The 24,957-nt window shown below is 68.3% G+C and carries 23 protein-coding genes; 8 read left to right on the forward strand and 15 right to left on the reverse strand.

Annotated elements, in window-relative coordinates; translation table 11 throughout:
- Positions 1-187 precede the first annotated feature (187 nt).
- A complete protein-coding gene (locus tag RIA68_03380; GenBank protein MEQ8316476.1) occupies positions 188-2,980 on the reverse strand; it encodes a beta-galactosidase in 2,793 nt (930 codons plus the stop codon).
- Between the two features lie 216 nt (positions 2,981-3,196).
- On the opposite strand from RIA68_03380, the gene RIA68_03385 reads away from it, so the two are divergent.
- From RIA68_03385 to RIA68_03420, 8 genes are all read left to right on the forward strand, one after another.
- Positions 3,197-5,059 carry a TolC family protein gene (locus RIA68_03385; protein MEQ8316477.1) on the forward strand — a complete coding sequence of 621 codons (1,863 nt, stop codon included), beginning with the start codon at positions 3,197-3,199 and terminating at the stop codon, positions 5,057-5,059.
- 48 nt (positions 5,060-5,107) lie between these two features.
- Positions 5,108-6,724: a phytoene desaturase family protein gene (crtI, locus tag RIA68_03390; protein MEQ8316478.1), complete on the forward strand. Its 1,617-nt coding sequence runs from the start codon at positions 5,108-5,110 to the stop codon at positions 6,722-6,724.
- Between the two features lie 7 nt (positions 6,725-6,731).
- Positions 6,732-7,547 (forward strand): lysophospholipid acyltransferase family protein, encoded by an 816-nt coding sequence (locus tag RIA68_03395; protein ID MEQ8316479.1) that lies wholly within the window; start codon positions 6,732-6,734, stop codon positions 7,545-7,547.
- Complete coding sequence (locus tag RIA68_03400) at positions 7,544-8,692, forward strand: glycosyltransferase family A protein (protein ID MEQ8316480.1); 1,149 nt, start codon at positions 7,544-7,546, stop codon at positions 8,690-8,692. The genes RIA68_03395 and RIA68_03400 overlap by 4 nt, the downstream gene beginning before the upstream one ends.
- A gap of 92 nt (positions 8,693-8,784) precedes the next feature.
- Entirely contained in the window at positions 8,785-9,030 is a 246-nt protein-coding gene (locus tag RIA68_03405) for a hypothetical protein (protein ID MEQ8316481.1), read from the forward strand.
- A gap of 44 nt (positions 9,031-9,074) precedes the next feature.
- Positions 9,075-9,986, forward strand: coding sequence for a hypothetical protein (locus RIA68_03410; GenBank protein MEQ8316482.1), 912 nt, complete (start codon positions 9,075-9,077; stop codon positions 9,984-9,986).
- 48 nt (positions 9,987-10,034) lie between these two features.
- Positions 10,035-10,550: a DUF456 domain-containing protein gene (locus RIA68_03415; protein MEQ8316483.1), complete on the forward strand. Its 516-nt coding sequence runs from the start codon at positions 10,035-10,037 to the stop codon at positions 10,548-10,550.
- A gap of 47 nt (positions 10,551-10,597) precedes the next feature.
- The gene (locus tag RIA68_03420) at positions 10,598-12,052 is read left to right on the forward strand and encodes a PhoH family protein (GenBank protein ID MEQ8316484.1); all 1,455 of its coding nucleotides are present in this window, start codon (positions 10,598-10,600) and stop codon (positions 12,050-12,052) included.
- 3 nt (positions 12,053-12,055) lie between these two features.
- Here RIA68_03420 and RIA68_03425 read toward each other — a convergent pair whose 3' ends face one another.
- The 14 genes from RIA68_03425 to RIA68_03490 all read right to left on the reverse strand — a co-directional run bounded on the left by RIA68_03425 (position 12,056) and on the right by RIA68_03490 (position 24,930).
- Positions 12,056-12,496, reverse strand: coding sequence for a hypothetical protein (locus RIA68_03425; GenBank protein ID MEQ8316485.1), 441 nt, complete (start codon positions 12,494-12,496; stop codon positions 12,056-12,058).
- Positions 12,493-13,128, reverse strand: a complete 636-nt coding sequence (locus tag RIA68_03430; GenBank protein MEQ8316486.1) for a tetratricopeptide repeat protein — start codon at positions 13,126-13,128, stop codon at positions 12,493-12,495. The genes RIA68_03425 and RIA68_03430 overlap by 4 nt, the downstream gene beginning before the upstream one ends.
- On the reverse strand, positions 13,125-13,691 hold the full coding sequence (locus tag RIA68_03435; protein ID MEQ8316487.1) for a hypothetical protein: 567 nt from the start codon (positions 13,689-13,691) through the stop codon (positions 13,125-13,127). The genes RIA68_03430 and RIA68_03435 overlap by 4 nt, the downstream gene beginning before the upstream one ends.
- Positions 13,688-15,274, reverse strand: coding sequence for a hypothetical protein (locus tag RIA68_03440; GenBank protein MEQ8316488.1), 1,587 nt, complete (start codon positions 15,272-15,274; stop codon positions 13,688-13,690). The genes RIA68_03435 and RIA68_03440 overlap by 4 nt, the downstream gene beginning before the upstream one ends.
- Positions 15,271-16,068 (reverse strand): hypothetical protein, encoded by a 798-nt coding sequence (locus RIA68_03445; GenBank protein MEQ8316489.1) that lies wholly within the window; start codon positions 16,066-16,068, stop codon positions 15,271-15,273. Before RIA68_03445 ends, RIA68_03440 begins: the two co-directional genes overlap by 4 nt.
- A gap of 37 nt (positions 16,069-16,105) precedes the next feature.
- Complete coding sequence (locus tag RIA68_03450) at positions 16,106-16,969, reverse strand: hypothetical protein (GenBank protein MEQ8316490.1); 864 nt, start codon at positions 16,967-16,969, stop codon at positions 16,106-16,108.
- The gene (locus tag RIA68_03455) at positions 16,969-18,018 is read right to left on the reverse strand and encodes a prepilin-type N-terminal cleavage/methylation domain-containing protein (protein MEQ8316491.1); all 1,050 of its coding nucleotides are present in this window, start codon (positions 18,016-18,018) and stop codon (positions 16,969-16,971) included. Before RIA68_03455 ends, RIA68_03450 begins: the two co-directional genes overlap by 1 nt.
- Entirely contained in the window at positions 18,018-18,599 is a 582-nt protein-coding gene (locus tag RIA68_03460; GenBank protein ID MEQ8316492.1) for a hypothetical protein, read from the reverse strand. Before RIA68_03460 ends, RIA68_03455 begins: the two co-directional genes overlap by 1 nt.
- A gap of 3 nt (positions 18,600-18,602) precedes the next feature.
- Positions 18,603-19,013, reverse strand: coding sequence for a type II secretion system protein GspG (locus RIA68_03465; GenBank protein MEQ8316493.1), 411 nt, complete (start codon positions 19,011-19,013; stop codon positions 18,603-18,605).
- An 80-nt stretch (positions 19,014-19,093) separates the two neighbouring features.
- Positions 19,094-20,302: a type II secretion system F family protein gene (locus tag RIA68_03470; protein ID MEQ8316494.1), complete on the reverse strand. Its 1,209-nt coding sequence runs from the start codon at positions 20,300-20,302 to the stop codon at positions 19,094-19,096.
- Between the two features lie 272 nt (positions 20,303-20,574).
- Complete coding sequence (locus tag RIA68_03475) at positions 20,575-22,524, reverse strand: Hsp70 family protein (GenBank protein ID MEQ8316495.1); 1,950 nt, start codon at positions 22,522-22,524, stop codon at positions 20,575-20,577.
- Positions 22,525-22,593: 69 nt separating this feature from the next.
- Entirely contained in the window at positions 22,594-23,886 is a 1,293-nt protein-coding gene (locus RIA68_03480) for a VCBS repeat-containing protein (GenBank protein MEQ8316496.1), read from the reverse strand.
- The gene (locus RIA68_03485) at positions 23,871-24,218 is read right to left on the reverse strand and encodes a hypothetical protein (protein ID MEQ8316497.1); all 348 of its coding nucleotides are present in this window, start codon (positions 24,216-24,218) and stop codon (positions 23,871-23,873) included. The genes RIA68_03480 and RIA68_03485 overlap by 16 nt, the downstream gene beginning before the upstream one ends.
- A 157-nt stretch (positions 24,219-24,375) precedes the next feature.
- Positions 24,376-24,930, reverse strand: a complete 555-nt coding sequence (locus RIA68_03490; protein MEQ8316498.1) for a hypothetical protein — start codon at positions 24,928-24,930, stop codon at positions 24,376-24,378.
- Positions 24,931-24,957: the final 27 nt, after the last annotated feature.

The raw sequence follows: 24,957 nt of genomic DNA on the forward strand, positions 1-24,957 counted from the left end.
AGGGTAGTGCGACCGGGCGTCAGTGCCTTCCGCGACCTTCGCGTTCGATGCCCTCGGCGCGAAGACCCCCTCCGCCTCGAAGACTCGGCACCTCCCCCGCTGGGAGCGGGGGAGGGAGCAGGAGCTCCGGCCCCGGTGCCTGATGCCCGATGCCCGGTGCCTCACTCGTCCGTGTTCGACCCGCCGCCTAGGCGTGCACGACCGCAGCGCTCGCGTCGTACGCCAGCTTCACCTTCGCCGGCATCGCCCCGTGCTCGTCGAAGATCGCAAGCTCGTTGTGCTTGCCGGCCTTCAGCAGGCTCGCGGGGACGTGCATGGTGGTTGCGTTGCCGGTCGGCTTCTTGTCGGCCGTCGCGACGAAGTAGCGGCCCAGGTGCTCGCCGTTGACGTAGGCCTGGCCCTTGGTCATGCCGCTCAGGTCGACCATGAGCGGCACGCCGGGATCGGTCCACTCGAAGCTCGTCTTCCACCAGGCCGGGGTGCCGAGCTTCGCGCTGGCCTTGAGGTTGGCCTTGGGCACGGGCTCGTAGGCGCTGGGCGCCGGCTTCTCCCACTTGGCGAAGGCCCAGTCGGCCTTGCCGGTGACCTCGTTCGTCCCCTCGTCGATGCGCAGGGCCGCCTTGATGTCGGCCAGCATCGCCTGGCCCTCTTCCATCGTCTGCGGGCCGACGACGCCGTCGTCGTGCAGGGCAAGATGCAGCACGTTGGCGCCGCGCTTGATCTCGTCGGGCTCGAGCTTCAGGCCCGTGAAGCCCGCGTCGTCGAAGCACGCCAGCGGCTCGTCGTTCAGCAGGAAGAGGCCTCGACCTAATCCGCCGCCGATCGAGAGGAACAGCGGGCTCTTGCGCCGGTGCGTGAAGTTCCACACGAAGCGGAAGGGCGCGGTGTGGTCGTTCTGGTGCACGTTCCACATCGGGCTGCGGAAGCCCAGGAGGTCCGTCGGCAGGTGCTGCTCGACGACCGGGCCTTCCATTTCAAGAGGTGCCAGCTCGAACGCGTGGCCGAAGACGCCCTTGCGCTCGCCGAAGAGGATGCCCGCGGCCGCGCGGCCCAGGTTCTCGGCGAGAACAACCATGGAGGTGTCGGTCTTGGGCAGCTTGGCGTCGACCGTCTCGGCAGCGCCGGGCCCGAAGCCCGCGACGCCCAGGGTCTGGCCCTCCAGGTACACATGCAGCCGGTCGGCGGCCTCAGGGAAGGCGAGCTTGACCTTCTCGCCGCTGAGCTTGCCGGTCACGCGGTACCAGCCGTAGCCCGAGGGCGCGCCCAGCGTCGCGAGGTCGGCCGGTCCGTCGATGCTAGCGTACTTGGCGCTCTCGCCGGTGCAGTACTCCTCGGTGTCGGCGGTCGACCAGTCGAGCGCGATGCGCTTGGGGGCCTTCTTGGTGCCCGCGGCCGGCGGCTCGTGGTCGTGCGTCTTGATGGTGCCGTCGGCCTCGACGCTCATGTAGTCCTTGGAGCCGGGCAGCGCGATGGGCGTGCCGTCGGCCGTGATGCCGGCGACGCCCACGTAGGCCTTGCCGTCGTGCACGAAGCACTCGTCGACCTGCTGCTCGTTGCACACGATGACGAGCACGCCCTCGTGCTCGAGTGCCTGCGGGCTCTTGCCGCGCGGCACCGTGACGTGCAGGGGCGAGCCGTTGATGCACACGATGCCCTCGGTGGCCGCCGGGCCGTAGGCGATCATCATGGAGCCCGAGCTGGTCAGCACGCTGAGGTTGGTGTAGTCCAGCGTGTGCTTGCTGGTGAGCTTGATGTCGTGCAGCAGCCACGCCACGCCCTGCTCGCCAAGGTGCACGGGCAGCGTCGTGCCGTCGGCCAGCAGCAGCGTGCACGAGGCCTTGGTCTTGCCCGAGCCGCCGGCGGCGAGATCGAACACGAGTGCGACGCCGCCCTGCGAGCCGTTGAGCTGGACGATCGAGACCTGGCCCTTGGCGTCGCGCGGGGGCTCGCCGGGGTGCACGACCATGGGCCGCAGCTCGGGGTTGAGGTGGGCCAGCACGCGGGCGAAGCTGCTGGCGAACATGCACGCGCGGCGCACGACCAGCATCGCCGGCGTCGCCCGGCCCGCCGCGTCGATCAGCCCGCCGCGATCGGTCGCCGCGTACGACCACGAACGATTCGCCAGACGCCCGCCCGAGAAGCCCACGTGGCTGCCCGGCGCGAAACGCGAGAGCGTGAACTGCCCAGCCCCGGCGAGGATCTCGACGATCCGGCGGAGCAGGGCGCCACCGTCGACCGGCTCGGCCTTCTCGCCCCACGTGGGCGGATCGCCAACGGCAAGGTCGAGGACGACGCGGGGCCGGTCGGGCCGCACCTCGCTGAGCTGGCGGAGCGAGGCCAGCAGGTCGTCGCTGCCCACCCAGCAGTCGATCTCGGCCTCTTCGCCCGCCCAGAGGTTGTTCGAGTTGATCACCGGCACGCTGAGCCCCGCCTCGCGGATGTAGCGATAGAGCTCGCCGAGGTACTTGGGACCGAGCTCGTTGTCGCCGCACGTCCACTGGTGCTCGTTCTGCACGAGCAGGATGGGCCCGCCCTTGCCCGCGGCGTTGATCTGCAGATCGCGGATCTGGTCGGCAACGGCGCTGATGTACCGCGAGCACGCCTCGAGGAACGGCCCGCTGTCGGCCCGCAGCTCGTGGGCGGGCAGCTGCGTCAGCCACGTCGGCAGGCCGCCGAAGTCGTGGTCGTCGCCCAGCACCGGGCCGAGCCGGAGGATGACGTAGAGGCCCGCCTCGTGGGCGAGCTCGACGAACGCCCGAAGGTCGGCGTCGCCAGCGAAGTCGAACTGCCCGGGCAGCGGCTCGTGCCGCGACCACTCAAGAGGAACCATGACCGTGTTGAGGCCCGACAGCTTCGCCGCGTGCAGGCGGTCGGCCCACTCGGCGCGTGGCGTGTGCGTGTACGAGACGGTGCCGCCGACGATCCAGATGCGGCGTCCGTCGAGCATGAAGCTGCGGCTATCAAAGGTCACGGTCGGCATGCGTGGTGGCTCCCTGCGGGCCCATCGGCAGCGCTGGTTCGGCAAACCCGTTCGTTTCCCAAACAAAGACCGCCGGTTGTGGTGAACCGAGATATTAGACTCGAAGTTCGCGAATGGCCAGCCCACGCGGCGCATCCGGTCGCTCGTCGCACGTGCGACGCCGCCATCCCCAACGCCTCGCAACCCGACACGCGCCTGGCCGTACCATCGCCGCACATGCACCGCTCCAACCGCTTCCGACCCCTCGTGCTCGCCCTTCCCGCCGCGACTTTGCTCGCCGCGCTCGCCGGCTGCGGCGGGCTCGCCAGCATCGATCGCCGCATCGACAAGCTGGTGCTCGATCGCTCGGCCCTGCTCGGCGCGAATGCTGCGCCGGCCGATCGCGACTTCCAGACGCATTCCGGCAACCTGAATCGCAGCGCCCAGCTCGAGACCAGTCCGGGCACGCGTAACCCCGACACCGAAGACCTCTTCTACGTGCAGGCCGAAGCGGCGAGGCTCGAGGCGACCTCCGTCGAGCAACGCCTGAACACGTACTACACCGACGCCTCCGATGCGCTCGACGTCGCGGTCGGCGTTGGCTACGGGGACAGCAACCCGGACGACACCGAAGGCGGAGACGGCGAGCAAGCGCGATCGCTTCCCGACGACCTGGTCATCCTCGACCTCTCCGGCGTGCTCGCCCAGAGCCAACGAACCGGCCGCGAGTTTCTCGACGCCCAAGAAGATTACATCCTCTCCGCGATAAGCCTGCTCCGCGAGCGCCATCTCTGGGGCCCGCGATTCTTCAACGACACCACGCTCCAGGTCGCCGGCCAGGGCGACGACGGCGCCTTCGAGAGCGCCGCCACGCTCATCAACGAGCTCCGCCTCACCCAACGCCTGCCCTACGGCGGAGACGTCGCGGCCCGATGGATTGTCAACGCCACCGAGCAGCTCCGTTCGAGCGCCACCGAGGACTACCGCCAGTCGTCCCAGCTCGTACTGGAGGGCGACATACCCCTGCTCCGCGGCGCAGGATCCGTCGCTCGAGAAGACCTCATCCAGGCCGAGCGAGATCTGGTCTACGCGGCGCGCGCATTCGAGCGTTTTCGTCGCGACTTCGTGGTCGACATCGCGAGCCAGTACTTCAACCTGCTGCAGACCGCCGCGAGCATCCGCAACCAGCAGGAACAGCTCGAGAACCTCCGCGATACGCTCGAGCGACAGCGGGCACGCCAGGAAGCCGGCGAGATCGCGCTCTTCGAACTCTCGATTACCGAGAGCAGCGTGCTGAGCGCCAACAACCGGCTGCAGGGCGCCTTCGAGAGCTACATCGTGGCGCTCGACAGCTTCAAGATCCGACTCGGGCTCGACCCGAGCACGCCGGTTGCGCTCGCGCCGCTCACGCTCGAACTGAACGACCCGGTCGCGACGCCGACCGAGGCCGCCCAGCTCGCGCTGCTCTACCGCCTCGACCTGCAGACCACGCGGGACCGCGTGCTCGACGCCCGCCGTGCCGTCTCCAACAGCCGAAACAATCTGTTGCCCGACCTCGACGCCTTCGCCGAAGTTGGCCTGCCCACCGATCCCGACGAGCGCGAGGGCGGGCTGGGCTTCGACCCCGACAGCATGCGCTACTTGGCGGGCATGCGGTTCAGCCTACCGCTCGACCGCGAGATCGAGCGCCTGAACTTGCGGTCCAGCCAGATCAGCCTCGAACGCTCGATCCGAGCCTTTGAGCGGGCCCGAGACCAGGTCGTCGTGGATGCACGGAGCCGGCTGCGGAGCATCGAGGTCGCCCGCTTCCAGTTCATCCTGGCCGAGCGGCAGGTCGAGATCAACGAGCAGCGCCTCGAAGAGCAGGAGATCCGCGCCGACGAAATCACGCCACAGGAATTCGTCGATACCAACGCCGAACTGCTCGACGCGCGAAATGCCAGGGACGCAGCGCTCACCGATCTTCGCGTGGCGATCCTGAGATACCTGCGCGACACCGGCCAGCTGCGTGTTGGCCGCACCGGGGAAATCCTCCCACTCCCGGGGATGGGCCGGATCATTGAGCAACCCGAGGCGGGAGAGGCGCCCGGCGACGGCTAAAATTACGCAAGGCGAGCGGCCGACAATCGCCGCCGCAGGAGGCCGTCGATGGGTGAATCCAACCGTTCCCGAGCGCAACTCCAGGACGGCGGCGTCGTCATCGTTGGAGCCGGCCTGGCCGGATTGTCCTCGGCCGTGGAGCTCGCCGGCAAGGGCATCCCCGTCACGATCATCGACGCCAACAACCACCTCGGCGGCAAGATGAACCTGCTCGAGGAAGACGGCTTCACCTTCGACATGGGCCCGACCATCATCACGATGCCCCAGGTACTCAAGGGCATCATCTCGCGGACGGGACGCCATCCGTCGGACTACGTCGACCTGATCGACCTCGACCCGCAGTGGCGGTGCTTCTTCGACGACGGCACGCGCATCGATCTTCGCCGCGACCCGCAGCAGTGGGCCCGCGAGATGGACGAACAGTTTCCCGACGCCAAGCCCGGCGCGGGCTTCCTGAAGTTCTACAACTTCAGCCAGCGGATGTACCGCCTGAGCGAGAAGGTCTTCTTCTACAAGGACCTCGGCGGCATCGGCGACATGATCAAGAAGCCGCCCACCGAGCCCGGCGTGGCCAAGGACGCCATGGCCATGCGGCTGCACTCGACCGTCGGCGCGACGATCGAGAAGATGATCCCCGAGCCGCACGTCCGCCAGGTGTGCGAGCACTTCCTGCAATACGTCGGCTCGAGTCCGTTCATGGCACCGGCCGTGCTCAGCCTCATCGCCTCGGCTCAGCTCGACCACGGCTGCTGGTACCCCATGGGCGGCACGCGGATGGTCGCACGCTCGCTCGACCGCATCGCCGACGAGCTGGGCGTGCAACGCGTCACCGGCCACCGCGTCACCAAGATCCTGAGCGACGGCGGCGAAGCAACGGGCGTGCAGCTCGACGACGGCCGCGAGATCTCCGCCTCGGCGGTCATCTCCAACTGCGACGTCCAGCGAACCTATGGCGACCTGCTCAAGGGCGCCGACGGCGCCGCGCTCGAACGTCGACGCATCGCCGGCAGCTACAAGCCAGCGTGCAGCGGCCTGGTGCTCTACCTCGGCCTGCGCAGGCAGTACGAGCACCTCGCGCACCACAACTTCCTGTTCTCGCGCGACAGCCACCAGGAGTTCGACGACATCTACCGCAAGGGCATCCCGGCGCGAGACCCGACGCTCTACATCGCGGCGCCCTCGCGCACCGACGCAGACCAGGCGCCCGAGGGCGGCGAGGCGCTCTACATCCTCATCCACACGGCCGCGCTCACCGACGAACACCAGTGGCTCGAGCGCGGCGGCAAGCCGGGCAAGACGCTGCTGGACTACCGCCCCGTCGTCATCGACAAGCTCAAGCGCCACGGCATGGAGGACGTCGAGGACCACATCGCCGTCGAGCGGTACCTCACCCCGCCACAGATCGAGCACATGTACAACGCCACCGGCGGCGCGATCTACGGCCTCGCCTCGCACGGCCGGCTCAAGGGCGGGTTCAAGCCGCGCAACCGCTCAAAGGTGCTCGACAACCTCTACATGGCCGGCGGCAGCGTGAACCCGGGCCCCGGCGTGCCCATGGTGCTCATGAGCGGCGTCACCGCGGCGTGGTCGCTGTGCGAGGACTACGGCATCGATCACGAGGCGGGCCTGGGAGCCGCCGACGAGCAACTGGCCGCCACTGCTTAGGACCACCGTGGACGCCACGCCGGCCATCTTGCCGCACGATCGACGAGCGTGGTTCTGCCGGCTCTTCCGCTGGTACGCCAGCCGCCTCATCCGCAAGAACTTCAATGCGATGCGGCTCGCCCGCGGCGGTGCGCGGGTACTGGCGGAACTCGACTCCCACGACGGCCCCACCATGCTCCTGCTCAATCACCAGAGCTGGTGGGATCCGATCCTGACCGCCGCGCTCGCCGACCGCTGTGCACGGACGCGTCAGGTGTTTGCGCCCATGGACCGCGCCATGGTCGAGCAGTTCAAGTTCATGCGAAAGCTCGGCCTCTTCGGCGTCGATCTTGACGACCCCGGAGCCTTCAAGGCGATGGTCAAGTACGCCAGCGAACTCGCGGCGTCCAATCCGCGCCCGAGCTTCTGGATCACCCCACAGGGTGGATTTGCCGACGTCCGGGCGCCGCTCGAGCTGCGACCCGGCGCCGCCGCCATCGCCTCGCGGCTCGACTCGGCCGGCCGCCCGACGCGCGTCGTCAGCCTGGCCGTCGAGTACACGTTCTGGGAAGACCGCAAGCCCGAGCTGTTGTTGCTCGCCACGCCGTGCCGATCCCCCGAGCGTTCGACCACCAGCCACTGGCAGCGCCGCATGACCGAGTCGCTCGACGCAACGATGCGCGACCTTGCCAAGCTGTCCGTCGCTCGTGATCCGGCGGCGTTCGAGACGGTGCTTGGCCGGGGATCATCGGGCGTCAATCCCGTCTACGACGCCGTCCTTCGCATGACCGGTCGGCAGGCATCGATCGAGTCACACAAGCCCCGCACGGAGCCGAGTTCGTGATCCTCGTCGTCTTCCTCGGCATCGCGCTGCTGATCTCGCTCGGCGCGCTCGCCTTGACCGTCGCGAATCTCCGCCTCTACCAGCCTCCACCGAAGCAAGACGACGCGGTCGGTCGCACCGTCAGCATCTGCATCCCCGCGCGCGACGAGGAAGCCAACATCGAGCAGTGCGTCCGCTCCCTTCTTGCGTCGACACACCGGCAGATCGAGGTCTTGGTCTACGACGACCAGAGCAGCGACGCCACGCCGGAGATCCTCGCGAAGCTCGCCGCCGAGGACGACCGAGTCCGCGTGGTCGAGTCCGTCCCGCTACCCGACGGCTGGAACGGCAAACAACACGCGTGCTGGCGATGCGCCCAGCAGGCGACCGGCGACCTTTTCCTCTTTACCGACGCCGACGTGCGGTTCGAGCCCGGCGCCATCGCCGGCACGCTCGCTGCCTGGCAGGTGCTCGACAACCGCGACGCCGAGCTGGGCCTCATCTCAACGTTCCCTCGCCAGATCGTCCGCTCGCCCGCCGAGTTGCTGGTCGTCCCGATGATCTTCTTCATCCTGTTCAGCTACCTGCCCATGAGCCGGATGCGCTCAACCACCGACCCGTCAACGTCCGCCGCCTGCGGCCAGTTCATCCTCGTCAGCCGCGCGTGTTACGACGCCTTCGGAGGGCACGCCGCCTTCAAGGACACCATGCACGACGGCGTGAAGATGCCGCGGGAGGCACGCAGGTCGGGTTATCGGTCAGACCTGTTCGACGGCACTGCTCTCGCCTCCGTGCGCATGTATCACGACTTCACGAGCACCTGGCGCGGCTTCGCCAAGAACGCGTACGAGGGCCTGGGCTCGGTCGGCCTGCTGGCATTTCTCACGGTCATGCACGTCATTGGCCACCTCTTGCCGTGGGTGGCGGCGGTGGCACTGCTCGTCTCCGGAAGGGCCGCATCGCTGGCCATGGTCCTCGCGCTCGCCTGCATCGGTTCGCACCTCGCCCAACGCCTCCTGCTCGCATCGCGGCTGAAACTCCCCGCCCTCACCGCACTCGTGCACCCGTTGGGCGTACTGGCCATGACCCTCGTCCAGTGGGACAGCTATCGGCTCCACCGCACGGGCAGGCGATCGTGGCGAGGCCGGACGGCGCCGCAGGCCTGATCTGGGTTGGCTCGACCGTCGTTGTGGCCGATGTCAGGGAGTGGCTCGAAACACCCAACCCAAGCGGAACCAATCGGTACAATGACCATCAGATGACGCCCGATCACCTACCAAAACGCGTCCGGCCAAACTCGCTCGGCGAGGCGTTCCGCCTGACGCACGAGCGGTGGCTGAATAGAGCGATCAAGAATCCGCGTCGCTACCCGACCATCCCGTCGATCCGGGTCGATTCGGGCGGATTCGATCGGCTGACCGATAGCCCCCTGGGGCGGTCGTGGGCCGATCAGTGGTGGCACGATACCTTTCGCTCCATGGACACCTCCTCGCCCGACGCGTAGGGCCGGGTCCGTACCGCCTCGATCGCAACGCCCACGGAGAACCCATGGCCGAGACCCAGCAAGCCAAGCTCAGCCCGCGCTACTGGATCAAGCAGGTCGTCCTCGCCGTCCTGGTCTTGGGCCTGGGCGTGTGGGGCTTTTACGACGGCTTCATCCTCTATCCCGCCCAGGCGGTCAAGTTTGCCGAATGGACAGAGTGGGAATACCTCGACTTCCTCGACAACCCGCCGCCCGCCGCGTCGGCAGGCGCCAACCTCGGCGTTGCGAGCATCCCCGATCCCGTCGAGACCTACGACCGCCTCGGCAACCCCAGCTACAACCGCAATCCGGCGACCATGGACGACGTGCGTGGCAACTGGCTCGACGCGCTGAGCATCGTCAATCGCCTGGACCCGCAGTACACCAAGTACCCGCGCGAGAACGCTGACGAGGGCGAGATCGGTTCGGCGTTCGAACGACTCGCAGCGCTCCGCGAGACCTGGGGCGACGTCGACCGCGGCAACGCGCCGAAGCGCCGAAGCCGTTTCGATATCATGGCCCAGTACCCGATCTTCCTGGTCGGAGCCGGCCTTGGTCTGTACTTCGCCTACGGCCTCTTCCGCGCCCTTGGCACCAGGTACGCGTGGGATCCGGACGCCAAGCGCATCACGCTCCCCGGTGGCATCGAGGTGGAGCCCGAGCACGTAGCCGAATTCGACAAGAGCCAATGGCACAAGTTCTACGTGGTGCTGCGCCTCAACGACTCGCACCCGACGCACGCTGGCAAGAACATCAAGGTCGACCTGTACCGGCACCAGGGCGTTGAAGACTGGATCCTCGAGATGGAGCGCGAGCGATTCCCTGATCAGGCCGAGGCCACGCCTGACGACGCCTCGACGTCTGAGATCGACGAAGCGGCAAAGCCCGAGGCGAATGCCGGACCCGACGACTCCCAAGAACCGGGCAAGACTCCGTAGCCCCGCCCCTCCCGCCGGAGCGCACGCATCTGGATCGCCTTCGCCATCGTGCTCACCCTGGCCGCCCTGATCGGGCCAGCCATCGTTTTGGTGAGCTTGCCGGGACTTTGGCTGCTGACGCTGGTCACCCTTTTCGCCAATCTTATTGGCTATTGGCTGGGCTACTGGCCGGGCGATGACCCGATCGTGTCGTGGTGGATCTTCGGCTTTACGCTCGCGTGCACGCTTGCTTCCGACGTCGTCGATTGGACCGCAGGCGTCTTGGGCGCCAAGCGCATGGGCGGAACGCGTCGTGCGATGATCGCAGCGTTCGGGGGCGGCATCATCGGTGCCATCGCCGGATCATTCGTGCTCCCCATCGTGGGCACGCTCCTCGGCGGAGCCGTCGGCGCGGGCATCGCCGCTATGCTCGTCCATCGGACGGGTCAGGAGGAAACCTGGAAGCAATCCGCCAAGGTCGGGGCCGGCGCCTCGGCCGGCTGGTTCGCGGCCATCGTCGTCAAGTTCGTCCTGTCCATCATCTGTGCCACGCTGCTCATCATCGCCGCGTGGTCTACCTGGTAGCTTCCTGACCCACCGCGAAACTGCGAGAGAGAATCCGAGAGAACACCATGGCCACCACCGCCACAACCAAGACGCCGGTCATCAAGCAATTCGTCCTTGATACCAACGTCCTGCTGCACAACCCCAACGCCCTGTTCGTCTTCCAGGACAACAACGTCGTCATTCCCTTCGCCGTCATCGAAGAGCTCGACAAGCTCAAGCGGCAGGAGGACGACATCGGCCGCAACGCGCGCGAGGTCATCCGCCGGCTTGATCGCCTGCGCGCCAAGGGCACCCTGACCGAGGGCGTGCGCTGGGGAGACGCCAGCCCCCAGGCCGGCGCCGCCGCCTCAACGGGCAACGGCACCACCGGGCTCATCCGCATCGCAATCTCCGACACCAGCCGCCCGCACGCCATCGCCGAAGACACCAAGGACAACCGCATCATCGCCGTCGCGTGGGAGTTGCAAGAGAAGGGCAACCGCGCGGTCTTCGTTTCCAAGGACCTCAACGCGCGCATCAAGAGCGACGCGATGGGTATCCCAACCGAAGACTTCCAGAACCAGAAGATCGACGCCGACCGGCTCTACACCGGCTACGTCACCGCCGCGGTCGAAGGCCACCTCATCGATCAGCTCTACGACGAGCGGATGCTGCCGCTCGACCCCGTCCACGAGGCACTCGCCGCCGACCACGACGAAGAAGACCCCACGCTGCCAGCCGAGCCCGAGGAGATCCTGCCCAACGCGTTCGTGCTCTTGAAGGATGAGCAGGACGAGAACCACACGGGCCTGGCCCGCCGCTTGGCCGACACCGAGCACCTCATCCCCATCAGCCCGCCGCGCAAGCCCATCTTCGGCCTGCTCGCGCGAAACGTGCAGCAGACGATGGCCCTCGATCTGCTCATGGACGACGAGATCCAGATGATCACGCTGCTCGGCAGCGCCGGCACGGGCAAGACGCTGCTCGCGCTGGCCGCCGGCATGGCCAAGGTCTTCCAGGAAGGTCGCTTCGACAAGCTGCTCGTCGCACGACCCATCATGCCCATGGGCCGCGACATTGGCTTCCTGCCCGGCGATAAGGACGAGAAGCTCTTCGCCTGGATGCAGCCCATCTTCGACAACCTCGAGTACCTGCTCAGCACCCGTGGCGCCCACGGCCAGGCCGCCGACAGCCACACGAACGAGCAACGCATCGACAAGATGATCGCAGACGGCAAGCTCGTGCTCGAGCCGCTCACCTACATCCGCGGCCGCTCGATCCCCCACCAGTTCATGATCGTCGACGAGGCGCAAAACCTCACACCACACGAGGTCAAGACCATCGCCTCGCGCGTCGGCGAGGGCACCAAGCTGGTGCTCACCGGCGACATCGGCCAGATCGACAACCCCTACCTCGACAGCTCGTCCAACGGCCTGTCGTACGCCGTCGAGAAGATGAAGGGCCTGGGCCTGGTCGGCCACGTCATGCTGCAGCGCAGCGAACGCTCCACGCTCGCAAGCCTCGCGGCCGAACGCCTGTAGGAGTCAGGAGTCCGGAGTTTCGGCCGGTGCATCGGTCACGTCGACCGTGATGCCGTCCGCCGTGATGCGCAGGACCATGACGCCGCCAGGATCCAGCGCCCGATCGACGGCGTGCGTCACCGCCTCGCCGTCAACGCCCGCCGTGAACGAGATCGACTCGACCTGCGCCGGGCCGAGGCCGTCGTACACCGTGATAACGGCCCCGCTCGGCAGCAACGACTCGATCCCGCCGACGTTCTGGTTGGCCGGTACCCGCAGCGAGACGACCGTGTCGATCATGGATCCGCCGGTACCGTTGACCACGTCCAGCCTCACCGGCCCCTGCGTGCGCTGCTGGAGTTTGGGGTAGATCACAACCGCCGCCAGCGCGAAGATGGCAAGGGCGAGCAACAGCGTCACCGCCTGGCGGATCGCATTGGGCTTCTTCTTCACGTTGTCGCTCATCCGGTGGAACTCATCTCGAGCTTGCGCTGCTGGCGGTCGATTTCTCGCGCCATCAACTCGCGCCACTCCTGGTCGGGCTCGAGCATCTCAGATCGTTGAAGCACCTCGAGCGTGGTGTCGTCGGCGTAGTGGATGCTGCGGCACGCGAGCGCCAGCCCGCGTACGGCCCGAATGTCGGACTCGTCGATATCGATCGCCCGCACGTACGCGTCGATCGCCTCGCGGGCGTGCCCCATCCGGTAGTAAGCGACGCCCAGGTGGTAGCTGGGCCGAGAGTCACCGGGCATCAGGAGGTGAGCCTGCCGGAAGAACCTCACGGACATCGGCAGGTTCTCGTTCTCCAGGTGCAGTACGCCCAGGTTGAGGTGCGCCGTCGCGAATCCGGGGTCGAGCCCGATCGCCCGCTCGAGCAGGGCGGCTGCTTCGGCAACGCGTCGCTCTTGCTTCCGGTCGTTGTCGTGGTAGACCTCATAGGCCTGATTCACGAGCCGGACGGCCTCCTGCTTCTGGGCCGTATCGTCTGGCACGATCCCGCCCAGGTCCCTCTTGAATTCTTCGGTCCTGTCCGTCGCACACCCAAAGGCGCACACCAGACACGAGAGGATGGCAACGGCCAACGCACGGTTGGTCATGAGGCAAGCTCCGGCTTTACGAACGTAATGGACAGTTGCCACTGGGTTGGCTGGGGCACGAGGTCGAGCCGGGATATTTCTACCCCCGGCACCAACTCCTGCACCTTCGCCACCCAACTGATCAACGCTTCGAGATCGCGGCTCGTGACGCGATCGTACTGGTAGATTCGCTCGACGATCTCGTCCAGGTCGTTCTGCCGCTGGCTCGAGAGCGAAGGTGCGGGAGAAAGGCCGACGGCCTGCGCGGCGGTACCCGCGAGCGTCGTGAAGTTCGGAACGGCCTCCAGGCCGCTCCCGCCCTGCTGCGCCTCGGCCTCGCGGTGTCTCTCGAGCCGGCTGGTCTGCATCGCAACGCTCGTTGCCGTGTTGACCTCGCGACGACGCTCGCCCATCGCACCGCCAAGCACGGAACGGCCGTACATCATGTAGATGAGCCCCGCCAGCACGACGATGGCGCCCAGGTACAAGAAGCCCCGAGGCTTGTTCCGCTGCTCTCGGGCCGCGGCCCGTGCGGCAAGCTCGGACCGGCTCGTCGTCGAGCCATCTCGCTCGTAGTCGCTCACGGCTGGCCTCCCTGGCGAGTCCACGTGCCCGCCATGCGCACCGTGTACTCCGAGCCTCGCTGGGTCGCGGTCGCCTGCCAGCGGATCGGGCCACTGTTCATGTCCAGATCGCTCAGAAGCGAGTCGATGCGTCCCACGATCGCATCGTTCTCGGTCGAGAGTTGCACCGTAAATCCAAGTGAACTCGCGTCGATCTTCTGGAGTTCCACCTCGTCGCCCAACTCGCCGAGTAGGAACGACAACGACTCGAGTTCCCGCACGATGGGCTTGCCCTCGGCTCGCGTAATCTCGCTCGCTCGGGTCTTCTGGTCGACCACGCCGGTGAGCATGAAGATCGGCACGATCGCACCGGTGATCTCGCCAGCGGGAAGGCCCAGGTCCTGCTCAACCTTGGTCATGTCCGCCAGGTAGGCTTCGCGCACCCGGTCGGCATCCGCGCGAACAGCCGGGGCCTGGCTCTGCCAGCGGAAGCCCAGCGCCGCAAGAGCGATGCCGCAGCAAGCGAGCGCCAGACCGGCAACCTGGTACACCCTCCGCGTCGCACGGCCGGGCCGGAGCGCCAGCGAGGACATCGCATGCCCGGGCGCGAGGTCTCCGCTCACATCCGTGCCATGGGCTCGGAGTAGTTCGAGCACCGGATCCTCGAAGACGTCGACGTCCACGACCGCCTCGGGCCAGGAATCGGCCAGCGCCGAGGCCACGCCCGGCACCGAGAGCGTGTCGGCATCACCGACCACGCGCTCGCCGGCAACGTTGCACGAAGCGATCTGGATGCGACCCGGCGCCACGCCCACCTGGGCACTCCACGCCACCCAGTCGTTCACCAGCCGTGCCACGTCGTGCGTCGTGACGATCGGGCCATCGTCGTGCAAGCCAAGTCGGATCGAACCGGCCGCCAACAGCGTGTCCTCGCGGCACCAGCCCCACAGCAGACGTCCCGAGGTCGTCACCATCACCCCACCACTGACCGTCGGGCTATCGGCCACGACGCGTGCCGAATCAACCGAGCTGGCCGCGTCGGGCGAAGCCATCCAACCGAGCAGGTGCCACAGGCTCGCCACGCCGGTAAAGCCAACGCCGTGCCGATCGAGCTCGTCGATCAGCAGCCGGACGATCGCGTCGGGCGCGACAAGCACGCCCACGCGGACCCCCGCAGGCGACTCGTACGCCGGCCCGAGCGTCTCGATGGCGGCCTCGACGGGCGTCGGCCGCGCGCCAAGGGCTTCGGTGTCTTCGGCTTCTTCCTCGAGCCCGAAGTCGGCCTCGTAGTCGTCCTCGACCGCCTCGCCCCCGCGCCCGTACGCACTCCGCACCGCGCCGGCCTCGGCCGTCGCCGCCTCCACCCAGGCGCAGTGCGCGCCGGTGGTGTCCAGAACGATCAGCCCCAGCTTGTCGCCATCGATCGAGAGCCGCTCGGCGATCCACTCGGCCGCCGCTTCGGCGTCTTCGGCCGCCTCGGACACGTACCGGCCTTCGGCCCGCGGGCTCATCCACGCCGCCTCGGCGTGCTGGCCGATGAGGCGAACCGCGCGGATGCGATCGCCCCGCTCGTCTCGCTCGATGAAGCAGACACGTTGGCTCACCGATCGTCCTCGGCGCCCGCCCCGGGGCCATTGTTGTTGTTGCCGGGCGTGCCACCCGCGGGCGGCCGGCTCGTGCCGCTGTTGCCCCCGCCTCCGCGGCGACCACGATCGCCCTGGTCCGAGCCTCCTCCGCCCGAGTTGCCGCTCGACTGTGCTCGCTGCATCGCCGTGGGCATGCGCGTCCGCGTCACGCCTTGCTCTTCGAGCGTCTCGGCCTTGGGAATCGCGCCGGGCGGCGTGATGATCTGGCTGCCCGCGGCGAGGTCACCGGCCGCGCCCATGTCGCTCACCATGAGGATGGGCTGCCCGATCGTCAGCTCGCGTTCTTCGCCTCGATACCGCACCCGCGCGTAGCCGGGCCGGACCTCCAGCACGTCGACCGACCCGCCCCGCTGGCCTTCGGCGATGGCCGTCTGCGCGGCGCCCTCGCGGATGACGGCCATCATCGACCCCGGCTGCCCGATCGCCGCCACGAGCACGATGTCCTGCGGCGGAGCTTCTTCGCTTCTGGGGTCTTTCGGGCCTTCGTCGGGCTTGTCTTCGGGCTTGAGCGTGTACACCGAAGACAGCCCAGACGCGATGAGCGGCGGGAACGGCTCGTATTCGTCTTCGACCGCACCGCCCGCAATGGGAGCCGACGGCGGCAGCACCACGGCGGGTGCCGGCTCGACCGATCGATCGACAACTACGGCGCCGAGCGCCATGCCGACGAACGCCACGCACGCGACCCCAGCGGCGATCTGGATGCTCCGTCGCTTCTGAAGCGTCCCCGCCCGACTGTGACTGCTTGCCATTCGTAGATCCCCTATCGCCGCACGTGCGACTGCTACTTTAGCGTCCGCGTGCGCCGTACTCGACCATCTCCGCCTCGTCCATACGCCGCCACAACAGGAACGGCCCCAGCGGCGCGAACGCGCCACTATCGGCACGCTGGCGGATCTCTCGCCCGTCGACCTCCACGATCGCTTCGTACATCGATCCCACGCGGCCCCGATCATCCATGACCGAGATCCGAAGCCGCCAGAGATCGGCCTCGCCCACCAGCAGCCGCTGCATGGTCCGGCGGTCCTCCATCTCGGTCGCGTAGTCGGCGATGACCCGCCGCAGCCACTGCGTGCCGCGCTCGCCGTCGGCGTCTTCCCGGGCCAGCACGACGTCGCGTGCCAGGGCCGAAGCCTGCCCGTCCCCGATCATCGGGGCCACCGCCGCGGCGATGACCTCCTCGGGCGCCGTCACGGCGCTGATCGCCACCGGCCCGACCGTCCTGGTCCACTGGTCGAGCGTCTGCTGGTCGCCGGCTCGCATCAGCACGCTGTCGTACGCCCCCTGCGCAAACGGCAGTTCGGCCTCTGAGACACCGTCGAACACCGACAAGACCGACCCCTGGGCGTCTTCGACGTCCAGCCGGATCGTGCGACCACCACCCATCGTCAGGTCGAGCGCGTGTCCGCCCTCCTTGGCGATGTCGTTCAACCGTCGGCTCGCGCCCGTCAGCCACGCGCCGGCGATTTCGCGCACGCCGCGCTCCAGGTGGCGATCCTGCGTCCACCGCATCTGGCGGATCGTGGAGCGCGTCTGATGGCCCTGCCTTTCGAGCATGACCGCGATCGCCATCGTGGCAACCATCGACAGGATGACCACGAGCGGCAGCGCAAAGGCCCGCGATCGGCGTGCGATGGCAAAGCTCGGAGGCATCAATTGCTTCCCCCGCCCAGGCCCGAAGTCCGGCCGCTTTCGTCCGTCGCGCTCCCGGGCCCGCCATCACCAACTTCATCGCCGGATCCATCTCCGTCGGCGTCGTCTTCGTCTTCCTCGGTTCCGATTGTCCACGCGAGCTCGAACAGCCAGGCGACCGTCACGTTCTGGGCCGTGGTCAACTCGAGCTCGCCGTAGGCGGCCAGGTCGAGCTCGCCGAGCACCTCGAACTCGTCGCGCCACTCGCCTTCCTTGAAGAACTGCCACCGCGCCCAGACGACGCTGTCCATCAGCATCACCGCACCGTCGACCATGGCAGGGTCCAGGCCCTCGGCCTCGATCAGCGCCGCGTCGTCCGCATCGCCAGCGATCGGCACCCACCACAGGCTGAAGACCCGCAGTCCCAATTCGTTCAGACGCCGCTCATCGCGGAAGACGAACGATCCGCGGACGGCCCCCTCCTCATCGACCGACGAGCCGATCTCGACCGGGGCCATGCCCAGTTGAGCAATCCGCATCCGCCGCTGCGTGTCTGCGTAGGACGGAACCACGGGTGGAGCGCTCAAGGCAAGCTCCAGCCGTTGGGGCATGGTGCTTTCGGGCTGGCCGAGACCCTGCTCACCGATGCGGACGCGCCGCACCATCGGAATTCCGGAAAGCATCGGATCTCGCTCGAGCAGGACGCGGGGACGAAAGCTCCTCACCGTGGCGGCGAGAGCGTCGAGCGAGTCTTGGTCGCCTTGCTCGCCCTGCCCGCCGCCGAGGCTCCGCCCCTCGGCCACTGCAGCCTCGGCCTGATCCTGGGCCGTGCGCGCAGCCGAGGCCGTTTGCTGATCCTGGCGGGACATCACGAGCAGCGAACCCAGCGCTCGGCTGGCGACGCGCTGCGTTCGTTGGAGCTGGGAGCTCTCTTCGGCGCGCACCTCGGCGATGGCATCGGCCCGCTCCATCGTGTGGAACATGCCCATGGCCGCGAAGAGGATCACCGTGCCGATGACGATGGCCATCGACAGCTCGATCAGCGTGAAGCCGCGCGCCGGAGTGGTCATCAGCCACCCCCCAGCGATCCACCGGCGGGTGCCTGCGAACCGCCCGAGGTCGGCGTCGAACCGCCGCCCATGATGCCTTCCATGATGGTGCCGTCTTCAATGCCGCGTTGCAGCGTGTCCGGATTGCGTGTCGCGAGCGGATCGAGCATCCGGCGGACGATGATGCCAGGAATGCTGGGGTTCGGCGAGTAGGCGCCGCCGCTGTCCTCGTGCAGCCACACGCTCACGGTCAGCTCACGCAGCCGCGTCAGCGAGAGCGGCGTGGGCTCGTCGGTCGCGTTCGGGTCGTACACATCGATCGGCGCAGCATCATACGTCCAGCGGTACAGGTGCCGGCCGTAGGCGATGGGCCGCCCGCCCTGGGGCATGTTGTCGGGGCTGTCCAGGTACATCACCACGACGCGGTTGGCAACCTCGGACGCACCCGCAAACTGCTCGGCCCGCTTCTGCTGCAGCACGAGGTAGTTGAGCGCGCCGAACACGCCCATGGCCACGATGCCCAGCAAGGCCGAGGCGAGCACCGCCTCGAGGAACGTCATGCCCCGCCGGCTGCGTGCGAGATGTGCGCGTGGCGCGGGCATGGCTTACTGGCCCTGTTCCTCGTTCATGGTCCAGACGTTGATGTCGTCGGCGGTCGTGTACTGGCCATCCTCGCCGGCGCTGATGAGGTCGAAGGGCCGACCATCTTGCCCCGGGGCAGCGTACCAGAATTGGTTGTCCCAGCCATCCAGCGGAACCTCCTCGAGGTGCCCTGGCACGAGCGCCTGCAGCGCGGCGGGGTACTGGTTGTTGATGCCCTGGTACTCGGTGATCGCTCGGCGGATCGTGGTCATGCTCGCCTCGGTCGCCGTCGTCTTGCCGCGCAGGAGCGCGGGCGCGAAGGCGACCGTCGCCACGCCCATGAGCACGCCGATGATGAGGATCACCAGCGTGAGCTCGAGCAGCGAGAAGCCGCGTCGTGCGTGGCGAGAACGTGTGTGCTTTCTATCGCTCATGTGTGCTTCCTCGGTCTCTCTTCTCACACTTCTTCGATGCGCTCGGCGTTCGACGCCGTCGGTCGACGCTCGATTCTGCTTCAACCCATGTCCATATTGGCCGTTGCCGTAAAGAGCGGCAGCATGATGGCGAGCACCATCGAGCCGATCATCAGGAACATGAAGATGATCAGCCCGGGCTCGAGCACCGCGAGCGCGCGCGTGCTGCGTCGCTCGACCTCGTCGGCCATGTCCTCGGCCAGGCTCTCGAACGCTTCTTCCAGGTCGCCCGAGCGCTCGGCGGCGATGAGCAGCTTGCGCACCGGCAACGGCAACGCATCGACGTCTTCGATGAGCTGCGCCAATTGGCCGCCCTCGACGAGCCGGCGCTGCAGGGTTTGCAACTGCCGACGCAGCTTCGCGTGGCTCACGGTTCGGAACGCCACGACGAGCGCGTCGGCCAGCGTAACGCCCGAACGCGTCATGGCGGCCATGACCGAGAAGAAGCGCGTGGTCTCCTGGGCCAGCACCAGCTCGCGCATGCCGGGCAGGCGGCGCACGACGTTCCACAGCGCGGCGAGCACCGCCTTACGCAGCACGATCGTCGCGATAAGCAGGCCCAGCACGATCAGGAAGAAGACGCCCAGGTTGTCGCGGATGGTCTGCCCCGCCGTCATGAGCGCGACGGTAAACCACGGCAGGTCGCTGCCCATGCTCGAAAGCCGCGAGCCGATCATCGGCACGATGAACGTCAGCATGCCCCAGCCGGCCAGCACGCTCACGCCCAGCACGATGATCGGGTAGAACATCAGCGTGATGGCCTGGCTGCGGACCTTGACTTGCCGCTCGGCGGTCTTGGCGATTTGGCCGCAGGCACCGCCGAGGTCGCCCGTGCGCTCCGCCGCCCGGTAGACCGCCGAGGTGACCGGATCGACGATGCCAACCTTGCCGCAGGCGTCGGCGAACATCGCGCCGCCGGCGACCTGCGACCGCACCCGGCGGATGCGGTCGGCGTGGCTGGCGTCGACGGCCGACGCGGTCACGTCGAGGGCCTCGACCAGCGGAACGCCGCGGGAGACGAGCTGGCCCAGCACGGCGTTGAACTGCTCCTGGTCCTTCAGGCCCATCTGGCCCGAACTGCCCAGCCAGCCGGGCAACCGACGGGACCACACGAGCACCCGCCGCTCGCGACCCAGCACCGAGGCCAGGGCCCGCTCGCTGGCGGCGCTGCGCACGCCCAGCCGCTTGCCGCCCTTGGGGCTCGAGGCAAGGAAGAGGTATGGGGATGGTCCCTTGGCGGCTCTGGACATTCGTGTTCCGTTCGTTCCCCTGATCGACCAATGCGAGCCCGAAGCGACAGCCCCGCCGCTGCTTCCAACGGCCCGCACGAGAGTCTAGTTCGCTCTGGCCACGCCGCAAGCCCTGGGCGCGAGAGCGCCGGCTGATTGCGCGAGGCCGGTGTCCTTGGTGTCAGATCCCGCCCGGTTTGAAGGCAGCCCGGGGTGGGATCGCTGGTTTCTCCGTCCGCCATACAGGGATGCGGCCGGCCCGCACGCCCGTCAGCCATCCCGAGCCATCCGGTTCAGGTCGTGCGGCCTGGCATGCCCTTGAGGGACGCCGAGATCGACGCCTCGTGCAGGGGCACACTGGCCTCGTCCATGGCCTGCTTGGCGGCGGCGAAGGCCTCGGCGTCGACCGAGCGCCAGTCGGCCCGGGCCCGATCGGCCATCGCCCGAACCGATTCGACCGAGGCTTCGATCCTGGTCCGCAGGTCATTGGGTAGTTGGTCGCCGACGCGGCCGAGAGCTTCGGTGATCCACTTGACGTCGAGCGAGGCGTGGGCGACGAGGTCGACGACGCGGTGGCGCGTCATGTCGTCGCGGGCGTGCTCGATGGCCTGCGCCTCGATGGCGTCGACCTCGTCGCGCGTCAGCCCATGGTTGGGAATGACCTGGAGCGTGGCGGTCTGGCCCGATCGCTTCTCCATGGCCGACACGCTGAGCACGCCGTTGGCGTCGACGAGGAACTCGACTTCCAGTTGCGGCACGCCGGCGGGCATGGGCGGGATGCCTCGCAGGTGGAACAGCCCGAGCTGGCGGCAGTCCTCGGCCATCTCGCGCTCGCCCTGGAGGACCTTGAGCTCGATGGCGGTCTGGTCATCGACGCTGGTGGAGAAGGTTTCCTTCGCGCGCGCCGGCAGGGTGGCGCCGGCGACGATCAGCTTGGCAACGGCGCCCCCCACCGTCTCGATGCCAAGGCTGAGCGGGATGGCGTCGAGCAGCAGGCTGTTGCGGCTGCGGCCGGCGAGCGTCGACGCCTGCACCGCCGCGCCAAGAGCCACGACGCGATCGGGGTCGAGGGCGGTGTAGGGCTCGAGCCCGAAGAACGCGCCCACGGCCTTGCGCACGGCGGGGATGCGCGTCGAGCCGCCAACCAAGACGACGGCGTCGATGGACTCGCCGCCGGGCTGCTTCGCCGCAGCCTTCACGGCGCGCTCGCATGCGGCGATGGCCCGCTTGATCATGGGTTCGATGAGGGACTCGAACTCCGTGCGCGTGACCGTGCGGTCGTACGAGCGGCCGCCGCCGAGGTCGATGGCGATCTCGGCCGCGTCGCGATCGCTCAGGCGGTGCTTGACGTCCTGGGCGAACGTCAGCAGGGCGCGGCGGGTCTGCGGGGGCAGGGCCGAGAGGGCGTCGGCCAGGCGATCCGTCAGGCCGAGGTCGAAACGTTCGTTCGCCTCGGTCAGGAACAGGCCGACCAGGGCGTGGTCGGCGTCGTCCCCGCCCAGCCTCGTGTCGCCGTCGGTGGCGAGCACCTGGAAGATGGCCGGGGCGTCGGGCTGCGGGCCCGGCGTGATGCGGAGGATCGAGACGTCGAAGGTGCCGCCGCCCAGGTCGAAGACGGCGACCGTCGTGGGCTCGATGCTGGACCGCTGGGCCGAGCCCAGTCCGTAGGCGAGGGCTGCGGCCGTCGGCTCGCTGACGATGCGGACGACGTCCAGGCCGGCCAGGCGTCCGGCGTCGCGGGTTGCCTGGCGCTGGCCGTCGTCGAAGTAGGCGGGCACGGTGACGACGGCCTTGGAGACCGGCACGCCCAGGGCCTGCTCGGCCCTGTCCTTCACGGCCCGCAGGACGTCGGCGGAGACTTCCTGGGGTGTACGTACGACGGGCGGGCCGTCGGCGACGGGGATGGCGACCGCCACCATCTCGCGCGGGCCGTCGACGATCTGGTAGGGCAGGTACGGCGCATCGCCCGCGGCGTCGGCCAGGCTGCGGCCCATGAGCCGCTTGACGCTGGCGATGGTCGTTTGCGGGAACTCGACCGCCCGCTCGCGCGCATCGAGCCCCACGATGGCGGCCAGCGAGCCGTCGGCCCGCGGCTCGTAGCGGACGACGCTGGGCACGATGCCGGAACCTGTAGCGTTGTCGCCCAGGATGCGCGGCCCGGCGTCGTCGGCGTAGGCGGCGAGGGAATTCGTGGTGCCCAGGTCGATGCCGATGATGGGCGCGTTCGAGTCGTTCGGAGGCATTGCAAGAGGCTAGGGGAGCGCCCAAGCGCTCTCCGGCCACCTGGGGATGACCGCGGCGCGGCCGCCGCGCTACGGGCAGCCGGCGTCGAAGGCGTTCTGGAAGGCGAGGAAGTCGAAGGTGGTGAAGTCGCCGTCGCCGTCGAAGTCGGCGCGGGGGTCCATCAGGTCGAAGAGGTTCTGGAACGTGAGGAAGTCGAAGATGGTGAGCTCGCCGTCGCCGTCGAGGTCGGCGGGGCAGGCGGAGGGACCGCACCGGTTGAGCAGCACGCTGACGTTGACGCCCTGCGCGTTCGCGGTGGCCAGGTCGGGCGCGCCGTCGCCGTCCAGGTCGCCGATCGCCACAAACCAGGGGACTCGGCCGGCGTCGTAGCTCGCACCGGGCGCGAAGGCGCCGTCTCCATCGTTCAGCAGCACGCTCACGGTCTCGTCGAATCGGTTCGCCGTGACCACGTCAACATCGCCATCGCCGTCGAGGTCGCCGATCGCCACGGACTGGGGGTAGTCGCCCACGCCGTAGGCGACATCGTCGGCGAACGTTGCATTCCCGTCGTTCATCAGCACGCTGACGTCGTCGCTGCCGTCGTTGGCCACGGCCAGGTCGAGGTCGCCGTCACCGTCCAGGTCGCCGATCGCCACGGACGCCGGCGTCGTGCCCACGCCGTAACGTATCTCGGGCGCAAAGCTGCCGTCCCCATCGTTGAGCAGCACGCTGACGTCATCGCTGAGTCGATTCGCGACGGCCAGGTCGGCGTCGCCGTCGCCATCGAGGTCGCCGATCGCGACCGAAATGGGCCTGTCGCCGACGCGGGGGGCGGACCCTCCGGCGAATGTGCCGCGGCCGTCATTCAAGAACACGCTGACCACGACGTCGGCCTCGTGCGCCACGGCCAGGTCGGCGTCGCCGTCGCCATCGAGGTCGCCGATCGCCACGGAGAACGGCCGCGAGCTGGTTACGTAGCGTGCAACGGGTATGAAGGTGGCGTCCCCCCTGTTCAGCAGGACGCTGATGTCGTCGTCGAAGGAGTTGGCCACCACGAGGTCGCCGTCGCCATCACCGTCCAGGTCGCCGATCGCCACGGACCTGGGTTGTTCTCCCGCGCCGTACAGGACGTCCTCGGCGAACGTTCCATCCCCGTTGTTGAGCAATACGCTGACGCTGGCGGTGGCGCCGTTCGCCACGGCCAGATCGGCGTGGCCGTCGCCGTCCAGGTCGCCGATCGCGACGCAGAGGGGGAAGCTGTCCACGCCGTAGAGCACCTGCGGCGCGAAGATCTCGGTTGGGTCGCAGGCCTGGGCGAGCGCTGCGGCCGGCGCCATGGCAGCGACCATCGTCGCGGCGGTCATCTTCAGGATCGAGTGCACGGCATCGTCCTCCCTCGGATCGATCGCGAAGCCAAAGCTGCCCGCAGCAAGAGTCTACGGCCGCGGGCTCGGGCGGTTGCGGCCGGGACGGTGGTGGTTGTTGCCCCCCGTGGCCAAGCCATGAAACGCTCGAGCCGCGTGATTGCGCGGCCGGTTTTCTTCATCGAGAGCGCGGCTCGCTTCATGTGGCGGCCGAACTTTTTCATGGAAAGGTCGCGCCACTCCATGAAGAACTCGCGCCGCTTCATGGTGCGGCCCGAGTTTTCCATGAGAAAGCCGCGCCGCTTCATGGCGCGGCCGGAGTTTTTCATGGCAGAAGTGCGTCGCACCATGATAAACTCGGGTCGTTCGTCCTTGTTTTCGGACCGGCGACCGCATTGGCGCTGCCGCGAGAGCGATTTCTCCGAACGCGATCCGATCAGGCGAGCTTCGGTGTCCAGCGGTTGGATCCACGTCGTGCACGGGCCGCCGCCCGATTCACCGAATCGCCTACCCCTTCGGCGGCGGCGTCCGCCACGCCAGGGCCTGGAGCCGCTCGACCAGGGCACGGCCGTCGATGGCCGCGGGGGTCGCCCCGGTCAGCGACACCGCGAAGCGGCGGCGGCCGCGGTCGTCCTCGATGTCGATGAGGGCGAGGCTGCGAGTCGATGGCGGCGACCAGTCGGCCGAGGGGCTGATGCGCTCGGGGTTGTTGGGGTCCGATAGCGTGGTCGGGCCGATGACGCGCCAGAGGCGGTCGACCTCGGAGGGGCTCAGCCGCCGCTGGATGGGCGGGTAGGCGGTCTCGGGGGGCATGGGTTGGTCGGCGGTCCGGGGCTGACGCTCGCTGACTCGGAGCGTGCCGTCGGGCTCGAGCAGGTAGACGCCCGGCGTGAAGCGGGCGGCGGCGATGGTGTCCCGCACGTAGACCTCGGCCCGCACGCTGAGGCCGGGCGGCGCCTGGAGCGAGGCCGGTGCGGGCTCGGGATCCGGGGACGAGCGGCACGCAGACACGAACAGCGCGAGGGTGGCGAGCAGGATGAGCGTGCAGGCCCGGTGGAGCATGGCGGAGCGTACGGCGGCGGCACGCAT

It is taken from the genome of Phycisphaerales bacterium (genome assembly GCA_040217175.1).
GTDB lineage: Bacteria > Planctomycetota > Phycisphaerae > Phycisphaerales > UBA1924 > JAHCJI01.